Here is an 18,775-nt window from a genome sequence, read left to right as displayed (position 1 = left end):
GCCTCACTCCACCGTGAAGGGGAAGCCCGCCGTCTTGCCGTCGCCTTGCAGGGCTTTGGCATCTGGCTGGTACATGCGGAAGTAGCGCACCGGGGGCAGGTTGAACTTGCCTGGCAGCGAGAAGCGTACCAACTGGCGCAGCACCACCGGGCGCTCCAGCGAGACTACCGGCTGGTGGTATGACAGCATGCCCATCTCGTACGTCACGGCGCGCTGGAACGGCTGCAGGCCGGTGGCCTTGTTGTCCGGATCGGGCAAGCCGTCGATCCGCAGGCCCCACGTCGTGCCCTCGACCTCGCCGCCGGGCGGCAGCGGTGCTTCGACCAGCCCGTAGCGGTAGGTGCCCTGGCGCGGGCTCAGTACGATCTCATCGACGTAGAGCGTGTTGCTGTCGAGCTTGTCACCCGGCTTGACCGGCTTGGCCGAGAAGGTCAGGCCGGCCGTACCCGCGGCGGCGGCTTCGGCTGGCTTGCCGTCTTTCGCTGCGCCATCGCTCGTGGGCACCAGGCGATAGAGCTTGCGCTCGATGCCGATCGGCAGGCGCGAGGCTTCCTGGGCACGGCTGCGGTAGGACACCACGGCATTGGTGTTGAACGACTGTGAGGCCGCATCCATGTTCTGCGGCACGGTAAGCGCGAGCGTCTCGGGCAGTTGCGCCCCGCTCCAGCGCCATTCCGGCAGGCCGAGCGGGCTGCGCGCAGCCTTCCAGTTGCCCTGCGGCACGCGCAGCGCGGGATCGCCCTCGCCGGCCAGCCCGCGGCCCAGCCCACCGCCAAGGGCCTTGTTGAGCCACACCAGCGTCACGGCCCGGTCAATCGTCGGTGAGGCAGCGCCGGCGCGGGCCAGCAGCGCCTGCACCTCGGAGGTGGCCGCGCCCTTGCCCGCCATCAGCAGCAGGCTCTGCACCAGCGGCGAAGGATCGCTCGCCAGCGTCTGGCGCGCGGCCTCGGCGGCGCTGGCCAGGCCTTCCGGCATCGGCTGGCCGATCTGCCTGTAGAGCTGCGCGGCCAGCACGGTCGCCACGCGGCGGCCTTGCGGCGAATCCGGCGCGGCAAACACCAGGCTTTCGCCCACCGCCGCGCCAGGCGCGTCGGCGCCGGGGCGAGCGAGCTCGCCGGCCACGCCACCGAGCTGCGTGGCCACCGGCAGGCCCATCTCGTTGATGAACCACAGCGCGAGTGCACGGTGCAGCAGCGGCTCCTTCATGGCCTGCTTGTAAGCTTCCAGCGTGCGCTTCCAGTGATCGGGCGGCAGGCTGATGCCGACGGCGCGCGTTGCCAGCCAGTCGGCGTAATAGGCATACGCCGTCAGCAGCGCGCTATTGCCCACCGTATCGCCCCACCATCCAAACTGGCCATTGACCCCGGCCAGCAGCGCCAGGCGCTGGCGCTGGGTGCGTAGCAGCGCGTCGATGCCCTGGGTGCCGCCGCCCGTGTCCGCGCCGGTGGCGGCCAGGCTGCGCTGGGCCAACGCCAGCGGAATCAGCCGGCTGGCGGTCTGCTCGGTGCAGCCATAGGGATAGGCCAGCAGATCGTCCGCCACGCGGGCGAACTGGCTGGCGGCGCCATCGACGAAGCGCAGGCGTATGTCTTGCGCATCCGCCGGCAGCTTGAACGCCGCATTGGCGCCGGCCAGCGGCAGCGTCAGCTCGCGCTGCGAGAGCCAGCCGGTGGGCTCGACCGTGAGCGTGGTCTGCAGTCGGTCCAGCACCTTGCCCTGCAGCTTGATCTCCGCATTGACCACGCCACCCTGCAGAGCACCCTGCGCAACCGGCAGGCGCACGTAGTTGGCACCACGCTTGAGCGTCACGCTCTGGTTGACATTCAGGCCGGCGCCGATCACCACGAGGTCCGCGGCCACCTCCTGCTCACCCTGGTTGAAGGCCACCATGTCGATGCGCGGCGCGTCCTCGGCGCGGTAGCGTTGCGGCCCGGTCCATTTGAGATACAGGCCCTTGTCGGACCGGATGCTGGCGGTGCGCTGCCCGACCATGCCGTCGCCCGACATCGCGCGCACCGTGATGCGCCAGCGAGTCAGGGAGTCGGGCATGGTGAAGCTCATGCGCGCGCGGCCGTCTGCGCTGGTACGCAGGTTGGCCTCCCACGCGGCAGTGTCCTTCTCGTCCCGGCGCGGGCGCTCCAGCACCTTCACGCCCCGCTCGTTATAGCGGCCGCGCTCAGGGCCACCGGCGCCGGGCTGGCCCGACACGGCGAGGTCGTAGCCGATGAAGTTCAGGCTGGAAGTGGTGCGCACGCTGTTGCGGCGCGGATGGTAGAAGAAGTCGACAATGCTCGGGGCGATTTCAGGCTGCAGCACGTAGACCATCTCATCCACCACGCTGACGGTGAGATTCGCCGGCACGGGCTTGCCATTGAAGGCACTGGTGAGGTCCAGCGTGACGGTCTCGCCGGGGGCATAGACAGGCTTGTCGCTCTTGACCGCCAGCTCGATCGTGGGCTGCACCACGGCAATGCCGGCGTTCTGGAACACGTAGTCGCCGTCCTTCACGTACAGCACGGAGAACGTCATATTGGGGCTGAAATCGTTGCCCACCTTGATCCGCGCCCGCCATTGCTTGTCGGTAACCTTCTCCAGCGACAGCCAGTCGCCGCCCTTGGACAGCAGGCCGCGCCGCTCCACCCGGTCACGCTCCAGCGTCAGCAAGGCATCCTCGACGGCGAGCGGGAACGTCACCAGCGCTTCGGCCGTGTCGCCGATGCGGTAGCGGTCCCGGTCGAACACGATCTCGATATTGCCCGGCACGGTCTGCAGGCCCTCGCCCGCCACCCAGTGGCTGGCGGCGGCCAGCAGATTGCCCGCGCCGTCCTTGACGGAGAGCGTGTACGAGCCCGGCTCGCCGAACTTGACCGGGAACGACACAGTGCCATTGGCGGCGGGGCTCAGCGTGCCCTCGCTGCGGGTGCGGGACTCCAGCCGCACCAGTTCCCACTTGGCCGGCGCCTGCGCCGAAGCCTGCCCGGCGGCGGCCAGCGCCTGCAACTGGAAGGTCACGCTCTGGCCCGGGTTAGTGAAATTGGCCGGCGCCGTCAGCTTGTATGGCGTGGCGCCACGCGCGATCAGCAGTTCGCGCGTGACCTTGACCCGATAGGCCGCGCCGTCGTTGGCGAACACCGTCACCACATAGCGGCTCGGGTCCTTGGCGGCAGGCAGCACCAGCGCGGCATTGCCGCTGCCGTCGGTGGTCAGTTCCTGCTGCTCCAGCTTGACCGGGAACAGGCCGGCATATTGCAGCTCGCCCTCCACCATCGTCACCTGCTGCGCGCGCAGGCTGACGGACAGCTTGGCGTCCTTGACCGGCTTGCCGTCGGGATAGCGCAGCTGGATCTTGCCCTTGACCGCCTCGCCGGTGGCATAGTCGGCCTTGTCCAACGCAAGATTCACGTCGAAATGCGGCTTGATGTACTCGGCCACGCGGAAGGCGCCGCCGTAGGTGTTGCCACCGTAGTCGAAGCGCAGCGTATAGCCGCCGGCCAGGGCATTGGCGGGCAGCGTGAAGCGCGCGTCGGCGCCATTGTCAGCGGCTAGCGCGGTAGCGACCGAGGCCAGCGGCGCGCCGTTGGGGTCCAGCACCTCCAGCTTGATATCACCGGGCGCTGCGGGGCCGGATTCGGTGGCATTGCGGAAATTGCGGCCGATGAACTTGACCCGGACTTCGTCGCCGGGGCGGTACAGCGGCCGGTCGGTGAAGGCGTACAGCTTGGTGTTGTAGATCTCGCTGTCGTAGTAGAAGTTTTCCGAGATAAACGCGCCGCCGGCCGGATCCACGCCCAGCAGGTAGCTGCGCTCCGGGCTGGCGTGGGCCAGATCTGCCGCACCGTCAGCGCCAGTGGTAGCGCTCTGGAGCACGCCGAGGCCGTCGGTCCAGGCGAGGCTGGCGCCGGCGACCGGGCGGCCGCTCTTGCGCTGCGCGGCCCAGACCAGCATGCCGTTGCCGGAGCTCTTGGTGATGGCCACGGTATCGGACACAAACAGCAAGGTATGGGCGCGGTAGGTGCCGATGATGCCTTCGACGATGTACAGGCCCGGCTTGAGCTTGCCCAGCGGCACCATCACGTTGCCCGCATCTCGCGGCAGGAATTCGCTGCTGCTGCCTTCCAGCTTGACATCCTTGGGCGGCGCGATTTCCTTGGCGTCCCAGATCGGGTAGCGGAAGCGCTCGACCACGTCGTAGCCCTTGAGCGGCTCGTACTGCGGGTTGTTCTCGAAGCGGGTCGGCTGGGCAATCTGGTCACCCATGCTGAACTGCGGCGCGTCCTCCACCGCCTTGCTGCGGGTCGCGAACGACAGCACGCGTTGCCATGCGCGGCGCGCCTGCTTGTACCAGCTATCCCACAGGTAGGACAGGGTATTGGCCAACCCTTCGCCGCGGTAGTTCGCCTTGACGTCGATCCGGTGCAGGTTCTTTTGTGCCTTCAGGAAGGCGATCGGATCGGCGACCCGGTAGACGAGGATGTCGGCGCCGCCATAGCGCTGCAGCTCGCTCTTGTATTCGCGTCCCGGGGCTTCCAGGCGCACCTGTGCCGTCTGGTCGCTGCCGTAGCTGGCGTCCGACAGCAGGAAGAATGGCTGCCCTTGGAAAGCGCTATAGCCGCTTGACGGCACCGTGTCGAGCGTGACGCTCGGCCGCTCGGCGGCGCCCGCCGCCTGGGCGCCTGCCGCCTGGGCGCCTGCCAGCAAGGCAAGCGCCAGCAGCATGCGGGGGATGGAGGAACGCAGAAGCGCGCTTGCGCGCGTCATGACGACAAGCATCGTCTTTACCTCGACAAAAAGGCGAAACGGAATACGCCGATGAAATTGGGATTGCCGTCCTGCGGCTGCCAGCGCGAATCGTTCCATTGCATCAAGCGAGAAAGGGTGACGGCACGCAGGCCGTTATCGGTACGGGTCACGGTGCCGGTGTGATAGGCCAGGTACTGGCCCATCCAGATCATCAGGTGCTGTTCATCGCCCTGGTCGTAGAAAAGCAGGTCGCCGGGCTGCGCCAGGTTGACGTTCCTGGCGACAAAGCGGCTATTGCCCTGCACCAGGGCCAGGGCGGAGGCATAAGCCCCGGTGCTGCCGTCGGCGCGGGTCCAGCGCTGGCCAAGCGTGCGCTGGCTCGGGCTCAGGCTAAGCTCCGGCGGCAACTGGCGGGCCGAGGCGCTGCCTTGCATGCCGTTGGCGCGCAGCCAGCGCGCGTCATGCACCTTGAGCGCCTCGCCCACGGCAAAGCGCACCAGGCCCGCACAATCGCGCTGGACCCAGCGCGGGGTCGGGCCCTGGCGCAGTTGCTCGCCAACGATGCGCACGAACCAGGCACGAAACGCCGCCGATTGCGAGGCATCGAGCGCATCCGCGTCTGGCGTGTCCGACGCCAGGCCCGACAAGGCCCAGGCCCGATTGCCGCCGGCCAGGGGCAAGGCAAGCGCCAGCGCCGCCAGCATCGAGCGGCGGCCTCGGCTCACAGCTATCACTGCGCGGCCTCTTGCGGCGCCGGTGCTGCCGGCGCTATCGACGGGGCCGCGGCCAGCACGCCGCGCGGCGGCGTGCCTGCCTGCTGCCAGGTCACCGGCACCCACGCACGCCCCGAAGGCAAGCTATCGGGCAGCACCAGCGAGACCGTCGGGTAGGCCGCTAGGGTCTTCAGCTTAGGGAACAGGTGAGCGCGCGCCGCGTTCAGGAACAGGGCTTCCTGGTCCGCGGGCAACGCCTTGGTGGCTTCGCGGCGCACCAGCGGCGCCAGCGTCGACGGGGTGAAGCTGAGCACGGTACGGGCCTGCTGGCCGCGCTGCATGGTGTCGGCCACCGCCGGGAAGCGCTTGCCCTGCACCGCCAGCGCGTCATCCACCAACGCGCCGTCAGGCGAGAACAGCACCGTGTTGCCAGCCAGTGCCAGCGTCACGGGGAAATAGGCACCCGCCGAAAGCTGCGCCGCGAACGGCGCCCCCTTGGCCTCACGCGTGCCGTAGGGCGAGCTGACCGCGCGCGACCACAACACCGCGCCGCCCGCGCCCTGGCGGCTCTGCACCGGCAGGCGCGCATAGGCGCCCTTTTCCGTGCCGGCATTGGGTTCATAGGCGCCAATCACTTGCTCGAACAGGCTCGCCAGTACCGGGCGCAGCGCGGCAGCGGCATCGGCCGACTTGACCCGCGCCATGAACAACGGCGCCACCAGCGCCGACTTGCTGTACCAGCACACGGCAGCCGGCCCGTCGAAGGCCTGGGCCACCTGCGTAGCCAGTTCGTCATTGCCGCCGCTGACCTTCTGCAGCATCTTGCCTGCGGCCTGCCAGTCCACCGGCAGCGTGGCGCACGCCGCGGGGTCGGCCGGCAAGGCCTTCCAGAGTTCGGCCGTGTTCCACTTGCCCGGCAGGCGCGCGCCATCGACCAGCACCGCGCTGTGCCAGGCGGCATCATCGGCGCCGGCCTTGGAATCGGACTTGGAATCGGACTTAGAATCGGACTTAGAATCGGCGCCAGCAAAATCGAAACGCAGCGCTTCGATGCCCGGGAAGAATGCCTGATAGCCAAACGAGAGGTAATTCGCGCCCACCAGCACGCGATGGCCCTTGGGCGGACCCTTGGCGGCGTCGAGCGCGAACGATTGCAGCGGGGTCTCGCGCGCGCCGGCATCCTCGGACAGCCAGGCGGCCACCGCCTTGGCGCGTGCGCCGATGGGCTTGCCTTCCGCGTCCAGCAGCATGCCGGCTTCCGAAAGGACTACCAGGCGATCACCCTTGCCCGCCAGCAGCAGGCTGCGCGCCGGGCCGATCCGCAGTGCATACAGCGGCGTGCCGCCGACTTCACCGGCACGGCTCAGCTGCGTGTCAGCCGGGGCGATCGTGCCAAGTGTCTGCAGCACCTTGGCCAGCCCGTTGCGCTCCATCGACAGCGCCCAGTAGCGCAAGGTGCCATCGGCGCCGCGCCAGGCCATGAGCCGGCCCGGTTCGTCGAACACGCGCTTGAGCAACGCATCGCCCCAGTCCAGGTCGTGCTCGAAGGCAATGCGACGCAAGGCGCCCGAGGCAGACAGGCGGCCTTCGTTGTCTTCGTAATATTTGACGAAATCTTCGGTGAGCACATCGCGCAGCAGCGGCACGCGCAGCATGTCGCGCGGCAGGCTGGACAGGCTTTCGCTGTCGACCAGCGCATCGGGGCGGCTGAAATCGAGTTCAAGCTGGCGGGGCTGCCCCTTCCAGGCGCGCCCGAACGGGTGCCAGACCATTTGCACGGCCACACCAGCGGCAATCGCCAGCGCGGCGGTGCCAAGCGCGATTTTCTTGCGCGAAATCTTCATGATTCCCTTGACGATCGTGATCACTGCACGTCACAGACGCAGCGAACCCGGTAGCGTACCGCGCACATCAATCAAACCGCAACCCAGCCACCGTGAATTTTTGTGACTGCCTGCGCAGCCGCGCGCTCGGCGCCACCCGCCGGCGTAGCGCGCTTTCCGACCGGACGCCTTTTCCCAGGCGGCTCTCCGGGCGGATATTTGCTTATGACGAAGATGTACTTTGCCGAAGCAGGCCACAGGGGTAGCCTCGCCACTTTTGAAATATTCGACATATGTTCTCGTTTGCCACATTCGCCAGTGCCGGCACGTTCCGTGCCCCCCGCCTGCTGGCAAAGCTAGCGTTCGTCGCTGCCGCCGCCCTCTCGATTTCCGCCCCACACGCCGCCCAGGCCCAAAGCCCGGTGCTGGACAAGATCCGCAACACCGGCACCATCGTGCTGGGCTACCGTGAATCGGCGCTGCCCTTCTCCTTCGCCAACGACAAGGGCGAGCCCGCAGGCTACGCGGTGGACCTGTGCCTGCGCGCCGCGGAGGCCGCGCGCGTGAAGCTCGGGCTGAAGACGATCAAGGTGCGCTGGATGCCGCTCACCCCGCAGAACCGGATCCCCGCCGTGGTCAATGGCCTGGTCGATCTCGACTGCGCGCCCAACACGAACTCGCTGGAGCGCCAGAAGCAGGTCGCCTTCAGCGTCTCGCATTACATTTCCACGGTCCGCATGCTGGTGCGCGCGGATTCGGGCATCAAGTCCTTCGAAGACCTGCGCGGCAAGAACGTGGTGACCAGCGCCGGTTCCACGGGCGATCGCCATGTGCGCCGCCTGAAGGGCCAGTATGGTTTCCATGACATCTACGCGAAGGACCATGGCGAATCCTTCCTGCTGCTCGAATCCGGCCGCGCGCAGGCATTCGTGATGGACGATGTACTGCTGTCGGGACTGCGCGCCCGCGCCAAGGACCCTTCGCAGTTCGTGATCGTGGGGCCCGCTCTGTCGATCGAGCAGAATGCACTGATGATGTCCAAGGCCGATCCGGAGTGGAAGCAACTGGTGGACCAGACCCTGGCATCGGTATTCGCCGGCCCACAGGTGATCGCCTTGCAAAAACAATGGTTCCAGCAGCCAATCGGCGCGCGCAACATCAACCTTGCGCTGGCACCGAGCCCGGAAGTCCGGGATGCGTGGAAGCATCCTTCGGATGTCGCGACCGAGTAACGGCCTTCGAAGCCCGGCGATCCACCAAAATCAACGCCCCCGCAGACCATCACGCCTGCGGGGGCTTTTTTTCACATTACGCAAACAAAAAGTGTGCGGTTAGGCGCACGGAACGTCAGGCGTCAAGCAAGTCTTGGCGATAAAGGCAATAGCGGCTTTCCATAGGACGATACAAAGCGTGCATTTCACAATACAGCGCATGTTGACAGCCAGGCGAAATGTTGGCGACACTGAGGACCAGCGGACAACGCGGCAACGGTATCCCACGCAATCGGCGTGGCGGCCTTAGCCGTCAGTTTCCGTGTATTCGAACCGCCGGAAGGCGGCATTTACCAGGAGAAAACATGAACAAGTTCGTCGCGACAGCCATCGCGCTGTGCATTGGCGCCGTCTCCGTGGCTGCCCAGGCGCAATCGACCGGGAAGAAGCAATTCGACCCGTATAGCCAGGGCGCCAAGTCGGGCGATAAGTTCGACCCGTATAGCCAGGGTGCCAAGTCCGGTGACAAGTTCGACCCGTATTCCCAGGGCGCGAACAAGAGCACCCGCACGGACCTGACCGACGCCTCCGCGCCGCCGGCCAAGAAGTCGACCAAGAAGAGCAAGAAGAGCAAGAGCAAGAAGCCCGCCGCATCAGCCGCAGCCGCGAACTGATCGGCAAGGGCGCCGCGCAGGTACCGGGCGCCCTGACAGCAGAAAGCCCGCCAATTCAAACTGGCGGGCTTTCTGCTGTCTGCTGTCTGCTGCCGGAGAATCCGCTTTGGCGCGCGGGAAAGGCCTCAGGGCGAAGTCGTATCCAGATCCATGCCGGTGACGTCGATCCGTTGCACCTTGTCCTGCTGGCGAATCTCGGTGCGCAGCACGAATGCCTCGGCGGGGCAATACCAGTCGGTAACATGCATCAGCGTGGGCTCCACCTGCACCACCTCCTCCCCCACCATCAGCGGCCCCAGCGAAGTCCGCTTCTCGTAGGTGATCGGCATGCACTCCTTGCGGCCCAGCACGGTATCGATCATCTGGCGCTTGCCCACGTGGCGGGATCCGACGCTGATCGAGGCATATAGCGCCCGCATGCTGCCCACGACCTCGTCCGCGCCCACCGGATAGATCTGCAGCGAGACGCTGGACTCGAACGCCTCGCCCTCCAGGGTGCCGCCTTCGCGGATATCCATGCCTGCGTAGCTGAACACGCCCTGGCCCCTGAAGGCGGCTTCGCCGTACATGCGGGCATAGCGCCCTTGTGCATTGATGACGGCATGCTCGCTCTCGATACTGCTCTTGGCAGAGTCGGGGCTGCGGTCGATATTGACCATGTGGACCTGGTCCATGATGACCGGCGGCCCCATCAGGGCAGACAGCGCCGACTTGGAGCGCACCTCGAGCTGCGCCCGGCACCCGGTCTGGTTCTTGGTCGCCCGGCGCAAGGTCATGGTGATCGACATGGGCATGGCGCCGTCGCCTTCCATCTGCACCCGCGAGCCGGAGCGGAACCATGGCGCGTCGCACAGCGGGGCAAGCGCCCGCGCCGGCGCCTCCTCGGACGCGGCAGCAGCCACCGCCACTGTCTGAGCCTGCGCAAGGCTGCCCATTGCCAGCAGCACTGCGCTGGCCATAGAAGCAGCCCTGAACCGTTGCGCCTTTGTCCTCACATGAATCCTGTCTAGAATGATTTCGCGCCCCCGCTCGTTCCGACCCGGTGCCCCACACGCAAGGCCAGCCAGACGTTGTAGCTCGCGCTGGCTAGAAACTAGCGCTTTTTTGCCCGCGTGTGTCGGCAATCTTAGTCGGTCACCGTCGCTGCCGGCCCATGCGGGCAGCTTGCCAGGGAGTTCCTATGCTTCAGTATTACGCCAAGCTTTGGTGGGTCGTGGCCTTGCGCGGCATTCTCGCCGTTCTTTTCGGGATTTGTGCGTTTTTCGCTCCTATTGCCACACTGGCTGCACTCGTGCTCTTGTTTGGCGCCTTTGCCGCCGCCGACGGCGTCAGCGCGCTGCTGATGGCCATCTCGGGCAGCCAGCGCGAGGCTAGCGACCGCGGCATCCTTGCACTGCAGGGCCTGCTTGGCCTGGGCGTGGGCTTGCTGACCTGGTTCAGCCCCGTGGTCACGGCGTTTTCCCTGCTGTTATATATCGCCGCCTGGACGCTTGCCACAGGGGTGCTGCAAATTGTCGCGGCGATCCGCCTGCGCAAGGACATTCCCAATGAATGGTGGCTGATCCTGGCCGGGCTGGTGAGCATCGTGTTCGCTTTCCTGCTGCTGTGGCAACCCCTTGCCGGCGCGCTGGCGGTGCTGTGGATGATCGGAGCCTGGGCGGTGGTTTGCGGCATTCTGCTGATCGGCGTCTCGCTGCGCTTGCGCCGGGCCAGAAATATGCCTATTGCACCACTTTCAAGCTAAGCCACGCGCGCTGCCCGGGCTGTCCCGCGTGCGCCGACCCCGCGCGCGACGGTGGGTTGCGGCGGTCGTGCTAACATTGCGCGCCGCGCCACTTGGCAACCACGGTTGGCCATGGGGTAACGGCTATAAGGAAGGACGAAGCAGAAGGCGCGTGGAAACGGGCACGATCGCTTGCTTCTTTTGTCTACCAAAGCCGTCGCTGCTGCGTTGTGATGTTTTCGCCCGGTGCCCGGGCAGCGCGAAACCGTCAAACAGCCTGGCAGCGCGCTGCGGCAACAACCTGACTCCGCTTTTTTAGCGGGGCCAAGACGGTATACCAAGCTTTGATCATCATGCAGGTGGCCGCGTCATCGCGAGCCAATGCAATGATTGTGTGGCAGCTGGCGGGACAAGCCATCCGGTCCGCCAGCGCGCGGATCGCCGCACCCGCAAGCCCGAGAACCGGTCGTCATGTGCGCAAGCCAGGGCGGTCACCCGATCCCTTTCCAGGAGACGTATGCGTAGTTCCGTGACCTCGCGAGACACCTCGCGAAGCACCGCACAAGGTGTTTCGCAATCTGCCGGCTTGCCCACGACCACCATCGTCCTGGTTTGCCTGTTTATTCTCCTGGTCTGGTTCGGCACGCTCGACGCTCGCCACCTGCTGCGCTCCGATGAAGGCCGCTATGCCGAGATCGCCCGCGAGATGTTCTCTACCGGCGACTGGGTAACCATTCGCTACAACGCACTCAAGTACTTCGAGAAGCCGCCCTTCCATATGTGGGTGACGGCGCTGTCCTACACCGTGTTCGGCGTAGGCGACTGGCAGGCCCGGCTGTGCGTGGCGCTGTCCGGCATGGTCGGCCTTGTGGTTTCGATGCTCGCCGCCCACCGCTGGTATGGCTTCCGGGCCGCCTTCCTGACCGGGCTGGTGCTGGCCGCCGCGCCGATGTGGAGCGTGGCCTCGCACTTCAACTCGCTGGACATGACGCTGTCCGGCGCGATGGCCTGCGTGCTGGCCTTCATGCTGCTCGCGCAGCACCCGGCTGCTACGCCGGCCGCGCGGCGCTACTGGATGTGGGCCTGCTGGATAGCGATGGGCGTGGCGATCCTGACCAAGGGGCTGGTAGGCATTGCCCTGCCCGGTCTCGTGCTGGTCATCTACACCCTGATCTCGCGGGATTTCGGCCTGTGGCGCCGCCTGCACCTGATTACCGGCATCGCGCTGATGCTGATCGTCACGGTGCCCTGGTTCTGGCTGGTGTCTGAGCGCAACCCCGAATTCCTGAATTTCTTCTTTATCCACGAGCACTGGCAGCGCTATACCTCGACGGTACACTCGCGCAAAGGCCCGCTGTGGTACTTCGTGCCGTTGCTGGTGGCGGGCTTCATCCCCTGGCTGGGCCTGGCGCCGCGCATGTGGCAAGTGGTCCGTGGCGAAGGCGCGGCGGCACGCGTGGCGCCGGCACGGCCATTCCAGCCGGCGCTGTTGCTGGCCGTGTGGGCCATTGCCATCTTCGTCTTCTTCAGCCTGTCCGGCTCGAAGCTGCCCGGCTACATCGTGCCGATCTTCCCGGCGCTTGGCATGCTGGCAGCCGTGGCGCTGCAGCACATCGATGAGCGCAGCTGGAAGCGGCAGCTCAACGGCATGCTGGTCATTGCGGCAATCGGCTTGCTGGCCAGCCCGGTGGTGGCCACGCTGAATTCCGACAACACGCCCAACGAGCTGTACCGCTTGTTCGCAGTCTGGGTCGGCGCCGCCTTCGTGCTGATGCTCGGCGCCGTGTTCCTCGCGCGCAAGCTGCTGGCGAGCAAGGGCCTGATGGTCAGCATCACCGTGTACTCGCTCGGCTTGTTCACCAGCTTCACGGTGGCGCTGCTGGGACACGAGGTCATGGGACGGCAGACTTCGGGCGTGGACATGGTGCCCGCCATCAACGCCGTGCTGACGGATGACATGCCGATCTACGGCGTGCGCATGCTGGACCACACGCTGCCGTACTACCTGCGCCGCACCACCATCATGGTGGAATGGCCGGACGAACTGGAGTTCGGCACCAAGCAGGAGCCGCAGAAATGGCTCCCCACGCTGGATGCCTTTATTGCAAAATGGCAGGATGGCCAGCACGCCGTGGGCATCATGTCGGCTGCCACCTACAAGTTGCTGCAAGAGCGCAAGGTGCCGATGTACAAGATCGGGCAAGACAAGCGCCGCGTCGCGGTCACCAACTTCCCGCCTCCCGGCCAGGCGCCGGCGGCCCCGCAGCAAGAACCGAACCGCGCGCCATGACGCTCTCTACCTTCGCTTTCATCTTCACTGGCGTGCTGCTCAATGCGTGCGCGCAGTTGCTGCTCAAAGCCGGCACCAACGCCGTGGGCGCCATCACCATCGAGCGCGCGACGCTGTTTGCCACGGCGTTTCGCGTGCTGACGCAGTGGCCGGTACTGGCTGGCCTGACACTGTACGTAGTCAGCGTCGGCGTGTGGATCGTCGGGCTGTCGCGGGTCGATGTATCGATCGCTTACCCGATGCTGTCGCTCGGTTATGTGGTGAACGCCCTGGCAGCCTGGTGGCTGTTCGGTGAAATGATCGGCCCCCTGCGCGTAGCAGGCATCCTGCTGATCCTCGCCGGCGTGTTTCTCATCGCGCGTTCCTGATCACCGCACCTTCGCACCATCGCAACAAGAACCTGATCGCCATGACCGCTTCCGCTGCGCAAGCCTTCCTGCCCTTCGTCAAGCCGAATATTGACGCCGCTGCCATCGCCGAGGTGGGCAAGGTGCTGGCCTCGGGCTGGATCACCTCCGGCCCCAAGATGCACGCCTTCGAGGCCGCCCTGTCCGAGCTGTTCGGGGGCCGCCCGGTGCGCACCTTCGCCAATGGTTCGGCGACGATGGAAATCGCGCTGCGCGTGGCCAATATCGGCCCCGGCGACGAAGTCATCACCACCCCGATCACCTGGGTTGCCACGGCCAATGTCGTGATCACGGTCGGCGCCAAGCCCGTCTTCGTCGACATCGACCCGCGCACGCGCAATATCGATCTCGATGCCGTGGAAGCCGCCATCACGCCCCGTACCCGCGCCATCATGCCGGTCTACCTGTCGGGCCTGCCGGTGGATATGGACCGCCTCTACGCCATCGCGAACAAGCACAACCTGCGTGTGATCGAGGATGCCGCGCAGGCCATCGACTCGCGCTGGCGCGGCCAGCGCATCGGTGCCTTCGGCGACCTGGTCAGCTTCAGCTTCCAGGCCAACAAGAACATCACCAGCGTCGAAGGCGGCTGCCTGGTGATGAACTCGCCCGAAGAAGCCGAACGCGCCGAACGCCTGCGCCTGCAAGGCGTGATCCGTACCGGCATGGACGGGATGGATGTGGAAGAGCCCGGCGGCAAGTTCAACCTGACCGATGTCAACGCCGCCATCGGCCTGTCGCAACTGGCGCAGCTTGACGCCATCACGGCACGCCGCGCCGAACTGGCCGAGGCTTACTACCGCTGCGCCGCCGACAGCGGCCTGGCCGAACTCGGCATCGAGCTGCCGCTGCCGCGCGACGGCGAACTGGCCACCACCAACTGGCATATGTTCCAGGTGGTGCTGCCGGCCGAACGCATCGAAGGCGGACGCACCGCGGTGATGGAGGCCATGCGTGAGCAAGGCGTCGGCACCGGCGTGCACTATCCCGCCGTGCACCTGTTTTCTTATTACCGCTCCCTGGGCTGGCGCGATGGCATGCTGCCGCACGCCGAGCGCATCGGAAGGGGGATCGTCACGCTGCCGATGTTCCCCGCCATGCAAGCCGCCGACGTGGAGCGGGTATGCGCAACTCTTAGTGAAACATGCAAACGCCTCTTCAAATGAGCCCTGTCGAAGTCTCCGTCGTCATTCCCGTCTATAACGAGGAAGATGGCCTGCAAGCCCTGTTCGACCGGCTCTACCCGGCGATGGACGGGCTCGGCTGCAACTACGAGATCATCTTCGTCAACGACGGCAGTCGCGACCGTTCGGCACAGATCCTGGCCAGCCAGTTTCACAAGCGCCCGGACACAACCCGCGTCGTGCTGTTCAACGGCAACTTTGGCCAGCATATGGCCATCCTGGCCGGCTTCGAGCATACCCGCGGCCAGATCGTGATCACGCTGGACGCCGACCTGCAAAACCCGCCGGAGGAAATCCCCCGGCTGGTGGCGACCATGCGCGAAGGCCATGACTACGTTGGCACCATCCGCCGCGAGCGCAACGACACGGCGTTCCGCCGCATTGCGTCCCGCGCCATGAACCGGCTGCGCGAGCGCATCACGCGCATCAAGATGACCGACCAGGGCTGCATGCTGCGTGCCTACGACCGCAATGTGGTCGACACCATCAATGCCTGCCGTGAGGTCAATACCTTTATCCCCGCGCTGGCCTATACCTTCTCCTCCAATCCGGTGGAAATCGTGGTCGAGCACGAGGAGCGCCACGCCGGCGAATCCAAGTATTCGCTGTTCCAGCTCATCCGGCTGAACTTCGACCTGGTGACCGGCTTCTCCATCGTGCCGCTGCAGTGGTTCTCCGCCATCGGCACCTTGCTGTCGCTGGCGTCGGCGGGCCTGGTGGCGGTGCTGCTGGTTCGGCGCTTCGTGCTTGGCGCGGAAGTGCAGGGTGTGTTCACCCTGCTCGCCTTCAACTTCTTCCTGGTTGGCATCATGCTGTTCGGCATCGGCCTGCTGGGCGAGTACATCGGCCGCATCTACCAGGAAGTGCGCAACCGTCCGCGCTATCGCATCCAGGCGGTGCTGGAAGGCACGCCAGAACAGCAAAAGGCGACGGAGGCCTCGTGCGCGCAGTAGTCTTTGCCTATCACAACGTCGGCGACCGCTGCCTGCGCGTGCTGCACGCGCGTGGCGTGGAAGTGGCGCTGGTTGTCACGCACCGCGACCGCCCGGATGAAAACATCTGGTTCCGCCGCGTTGCCGATACCGCCGCCGAACTCGGCTTGCCCGTCACCTACGGCGAAGACCCGGCCGATCCGGCGCTGGCCGCCGCGGTGGCCGCGGCGCGCCCCGACGTGATCTTCTCTTTCTACTACCGCGCGATGATTCCCGCGGCAGTGCTGGCGCTGGCGCCGCAAGGCGCGTTCAATATGCACGGCTCGCTGCTGCCCAAGTATCGCGGCCGCGTGCCGGTGAACTGGGCCGTGCTGCACGGAGAAAGCGAGACCGGCGCCACGCTGCATGCGATGGAAGCCAAGCCGGATGCCGGCTTCATCGTCGACCAGACGTCAGTGCCGATCCTGCCCGACGACACCGCCGGCGAGGTCTTCGAGAAAGTGACCGTGGCCGCCGAGCAAACGCTCTGGCGCGCCCTGCCCGCCATGATGGCCGGCAACATCAAGCCGCTGCCCAACCGCCTTGCCGAAGGCAGCTACTTCTCCGGGCGCAAGCCGGAGGACGGCCGCATCGACTGGCAGCAGCCGGCCGCGCAGGTCTACAACCTGATCCGCGCTGTCGCGCCGCCCTATCCCGGCGCCTTCACCGATGTGGGCCCGCGCCGCTTCGTGGTGGCACAGGCGCGCCTGCCGCATGCCGGCAGTGCAGCCGCAGCAACCCAATTGCAGTCCACCAGCGCCGCCCGCCCGGGCTTGCACGTGATCGACGGGCAGATCGTCGGCGTGTGCGGCGATGGCGGCCTGATCCTTGTACGCGAACTGCTGGACGATGGCGCCCAACCCGCGCCCGTCTCGCCTGCCGCGCTTTCCACATTTCTTACCGCATTGTCCAAAGAGGAAAACCGATGAAAAAGGTCCTGATTCTTGGCGTCAACGGCTTCATCGGCCACCACTTGACGCGCCGCATTCTCGAAACCACGTCGTGGGAAGTCTACGGCATGGACATGTCCAGCGATCGCCTTGGCGACCTGATCGACCATCCGCGCATGCACTTCTTTGAAGGTGACATCACCATCAACAAGGAGTGGATCGAGTACAACATCCGCAAGTGCGACGTGGTGCTGCCGCTGGTGGCCATCGCCACGCCCGCCACCTACGTGCGCCAGCCGCTGCGCGTGTTCGAACTCGACTTCGAAGCCAACCTGCCGATCGTGCGCGCCGCCGTGAAGTACGGCAAGCACCTGGTGTTCCCGTCCACCTCCGAGGTGTACGGCATGTGCCATGACGACGAGTTCGATCCCGAGACGTCCGAGCTGATCTGCGGCCCGATCAACAAGCCGCGCTGGATCTATGCCTGCTCCAAGCAGTTGATGGATCGCGTGATCCACGCCTACGGCATGGAGCAAGGCCTGAACTACACCCTGTTCCGCCCGTTCAACTGGATCGGCGCCGGCCTGGACTCGATCTTCGAGTCGAAGGAAGGCTCCTCGCGCGTGGTCACCCAGTTCCTCGGCCACATCGTGCGCGGCGAGCCGATCAAGCTGGTGGACGGCGGCGCGCAAAAGCGTGCCTTTGCCGACGTCACCGACGGCATCAGCGCACTGATGCGCATCATCGAGAACCCGAACGGCATCGCCACCGGCAAGATCTACAACATCGGCAACCCGCGCAACATCCACTCCGTGCGCGAGCTGGCCGAGATGATGCTGAAGATGGCCGGCGACTACGCCGAGTACGCGGAAGAAGCCAAGAAGACCCAGATCGTGGAAACCTCCTCGGGCGACTTCTACGGCAAGGGCTACCAGGACGTGCAGAACCGCGTGCCGAAGATCGACAACACCGTGGAAGAGCTCGGCTGGAAGCCCGAGGTCAGCATGGAAGACGCGCTGCGCGCCATCTTCGAGGCTTACCGCAGCAAGGTGATCGAGGCGCGCACCCTGGTCGATTCGGCCAACTGAGCGCACGCACCCGATGGCCCGTATCGCCCTGAAGGTCGACGTCGACACGCTGCGCGGCACTCGCGAAGGCGTGCCGGCGCTGCTCGCCATGCTGGCCCGCGTGCGGGCCGAGGCCACCTTTCTGTTCAGCCTTGGCCCCGACCATACCGGCTGGGCGCTGCGGCGCGTGTTCCGTCCCGGCTTCCTGAAGAAGGTGTCGCGTACCTCGGTGGTGTCGAACTATGGCTTGCGCACGTTGATGTACGGCGTGCTGCTGCCTGGTCCCGATATCGGCCGCAAGGGCGCGGCCGAGATGCGCGCGGCGCGCGCGGCGGGGCACGAGTGCGGCATCCACACCTGGGACCACGTCTACTGGCAGGACAACGTGCGCGAGCGCGATGCGGCCTGGACCCGGCGCCAGATGCAGAGTGCGTTCGACCGCTACGTCGAGATATTCGGCGAAGCACCGCCCACCCATGGCGCGGCCGGTTGGCAAATGAACGATGAGGCCTTCCGCCAGATCGACGACTGGGGCATGGTGTACGCGTCCGATGGCCGCGGCACCGGTCCGTATATCCCCACAGTCGACGGTGTGGCATGCCGCCACGTGCAGATGCCAACCACGCTGCCGACGCTGGACGAACTGATCGGCGTGGGCGACCTGACGGAAGACAACGTCCATCAGGCCGTGCTGCGCCTGAGCGAAGACGGGCGCGACCACGTGTTCACCCTGCACACCGAACTCGAGGGCGGCAAGCTTGCGCCGGTGTTCAACCGCCTGCTGGATGGCTGGCGCGCGCAGGGGCATGAACTGGTGTCGATGGCCACGCTCTACCGGCATATCGATCGCAGCGCCCTGCCGCAACTGCCGGTGACATGGGGCGCGATCGAGGGAAGAAGCGGCGAGCTGATCCTGCAGCCGTAGGCATCCGACCGGGACGGCTTGTCGCCCGCGCCCGCCCACATCAAAACACAGTCAGTACCATCAACGATCGTCAATGGCCGGCAACCGGCCATTGACGATGCGTTCATGCGCGCACCGCTTGCGTGCCCGCGTGCCTCGCGGCCTCGCTTCGGCCCGT

At 66.1% G+C, this 18,775-nt stretch carries 14 protein-coding genes; 10 read left to right on the top strand and 4 right to left on the bottom strand.

Going from position 1 to position 18,775, the window contains the following annotated elements; all coding sequences use genetic code 11:
• Positions 1 to 3: 3 nt before the first annotated feature.
• Genes F7R26_RS27325 through F7R26_RS27315 form a run of 3 tightly spaced genes read right to left on the bottom strand, consistent with a single transcriptional unit; the run spans position 4 to position 7,297 of the window.
• Positions 4 to 4,758 (bottom strand): alpha-2-macroglobulin family protein, encoded by a 4,755-nt coding sequence (locus F7R26_RS27325; RefSeq protein ID WP_150986646.1) that lies wholly within the window; start codon positions 4,756 to 4,758, stop codon positions 4 to 6.
• A gap of 17 nt (positions 4,759 to 4,775) precedes the next feature.
• Positions 4,776 to 5,444, bottom strand: a complete 669-nt coding sequence (locus tag F7R26_RS27320) for a DUF1175 domain-containing protein (RefSeq protein WP_150986645.1) — start codon at positions 5,442 to 5,444, stop codon at positions 4,776 to 4,778.
• A gap of 26 nt (positions 5,445 to 5,470) precedes the next feature.
• The gene (locus tag F7R26_RS27315; RefSeq protein WP_150986558.1) at positions 5,471 to 7,297 is read right to left on the bottom strand and encodes a DUF2138 domain-containing protein; all 1,827 of its coding nucleotides are present in this window, start codon (positions 7,295 to 7,297) and stop codon (positions 5,471 to 5,473) included.
• A gap of 272 nt (positions 7,298 to 7,569) precedes the next feature.
• On the opposite strand from F7R26_RS27315, the gene F7R26_RS27310 reads away from it, so the two are divergent.
• Together F7R26_RS27310 and F7R26_RS27305 are read left to right on the top strand one after the other, a co-directional pair.
• Positions 7,570 to 8,508: an amino acid ABC transporter substrate-binding protein gene (locus tag F7R26_RS27310; RefSeq protein ID WP_150986559.1), complete on the top strand. Its 939-nt coding sequence runs from the start codon at positions 7,570 to 7,572 to the stop codon at positions 8,506 to 8,508.
• A 344-nt stretch (positions 8,509 to 8,852) separates the two neighbouring features.
• On the top strand, positions 8,853 to 9,161 hold the full coding sequence (locus F7R26_RS27305; protein ID WP_043355619.1) for a hypothetical protein: 309 nt from the start codon (positions 8,853 to 8,855) through the stop codon (positions 9,159 to 9,161).
• Between the two features lie 125 nt (positions 9,162 to 9,286).
• Here F7R26_RS27305 and F7R26_RS27300 read toward each other — a convergent pair whose 3' ends face one another.
• Positions 9,287 to 10,120, bottom strand: a complete 834-nt coding sequence (locus tag F7R26_RS27300; RefSeq protein WP_150986560.1) for a hypothetical protein — start codon at positions 10,118 to 10,120, stop codon at positions 9,287 to 9,289.
• A 221-nt stretch (positions 10,121 to 10,341) separates the two neighbouring features.
• Between F7R26_RS27300 and F7R26_RS27295 the strand changes: the two genes are divergently transcribed.
• From F7R26_RS27295 to F7R26_RS27260, 8 genes are all read left to right on the top strand, one after another.
• Positions 10,342 to 10,905 carry an HdeD family acid-resistance protein gene (locus F7R26_RS27295; protein WP_150986561.1) on the top strand — a complete coding sequence of 188 codons (564 nt, stop codon included), beginning with the start codon at positions 10,342 to 10,344 and terminating at the stop codon, positions 10,903 to 10,905.
• Between the two features lie 496 nt (positions 10,906 to 11,401).
• The gene (locus F7R26_RS27290; protein ID WP_241754750.1) at positions 11,402 to 13,174 is read left to right on the top strand and encodes a glycosyltransferase family 39 protein; all 1,773 of its coding nucleotides are present in this window, start codon (positions 11,402 to 11,404) and stop codon (positions 13,172 to 13,174) included.
• Positions 13,171 to 13,542 carry a DMT family transporter gene (locus tag F7R26_RS27285; RefSeq protein ID WP_043355625.1) on the top strand — a complete coding sequence of 124 codons (372 nt, stop codon included), beginning with the start codon at positions 13,171 to 13,173 and terminating at the stop codon, positions 13,540 to 13,542. Before F7R26_RS27290 ends, F7R26_RS27285 begins: the two co-directional genes overlap by 4 nt.
• 41 nt (positions 13,543 to 13,583) lie before the next feature.
• Positions 13,584 to 14,747 carry a DegT/DnrJ/EryC1/StrS family aminotransferase gene (locus F7R26_RS27280; RefSeq protein WP_150986562.1) on the top strand — a complete coding sequence of 388 codons (1,164 nt, stop codon included), beginning with the start codon at positions 13,584 to 13,586 and terminating at the stop codon, positions 14,745 to 14,747.
• A complete protein-coding gene (locus tag F7R26_RS27275) occupies positions 14,726 to 15,718 on the top strand; it encodes a glycosyltransferase (RefSeq protein WP_150986563.1) in 993 nt (330 codons plus the stop codon). Before F7R26_RS27280 ends, F7R26_RS27275 begins: the two co-directional genes overlap by 22 nt.
• Positions 15,706 to 16,665 (top strand): formyltransferase, encoded by a 960-nt coding sequence (locus F7R26_RS27270; RefSeq protein ID WP_150986564.1) that lies wholly within the window; start codon positions 15,706 to 15,708, stop codon positions 16,663 to 16,665. The genes F7R26_RS27275 and F7R26_RS27270 overlap by 13 nt, the downstream gene beginning before the upstream one ends.
• Positions 16,662 to 17,714 carry a bifunctional UDP-4-keto-pentose/UDP-xylose synthase gene (locus tag F7R26_RS27265; protein ID WP_052495092.1) on the top strand — a complete coding sequence of 351 codons (1,053 nt, stop codon included), beginning with the start codon at positions 16,662 to 16,664 and terminating at the stop codon, positions 17,712 to 17,714. The genes F7R26_RS27270 and F7R26_RS27265 overlap by 4 nt, the downstream gene beginning before the upstream one ends.
• Before the next feature lie 13 nt (positions 17,715 to 17,727).
• Positions 17,728 to 18,618, top strand: a complete 891-nt coding sequence (locus F7R26_RS27260) for a polysaccharide deacetylase family protein (RefSeq protein WP_150986565.1) — start codon at positions 17,728 to 17,730, stop codon at positions 18,616 to 18,618.
• Positions 18,619 to 18,775: the final 157 nt, after the last annotated feature.

Source organism: Cupriavidus basilensis, from assembly GCF_008801925.2.
Classification (GTDB): domain Bacteria; phylum Pseudomonadota; class Gammaproteobacteria; order Burkholderiales; family Burkholderiaceae; genus Cupriavidus; species Cupriavidus basilensis.
This window is presented reverse-complemented; position numbering and strand designations above follow the sequence as displayed.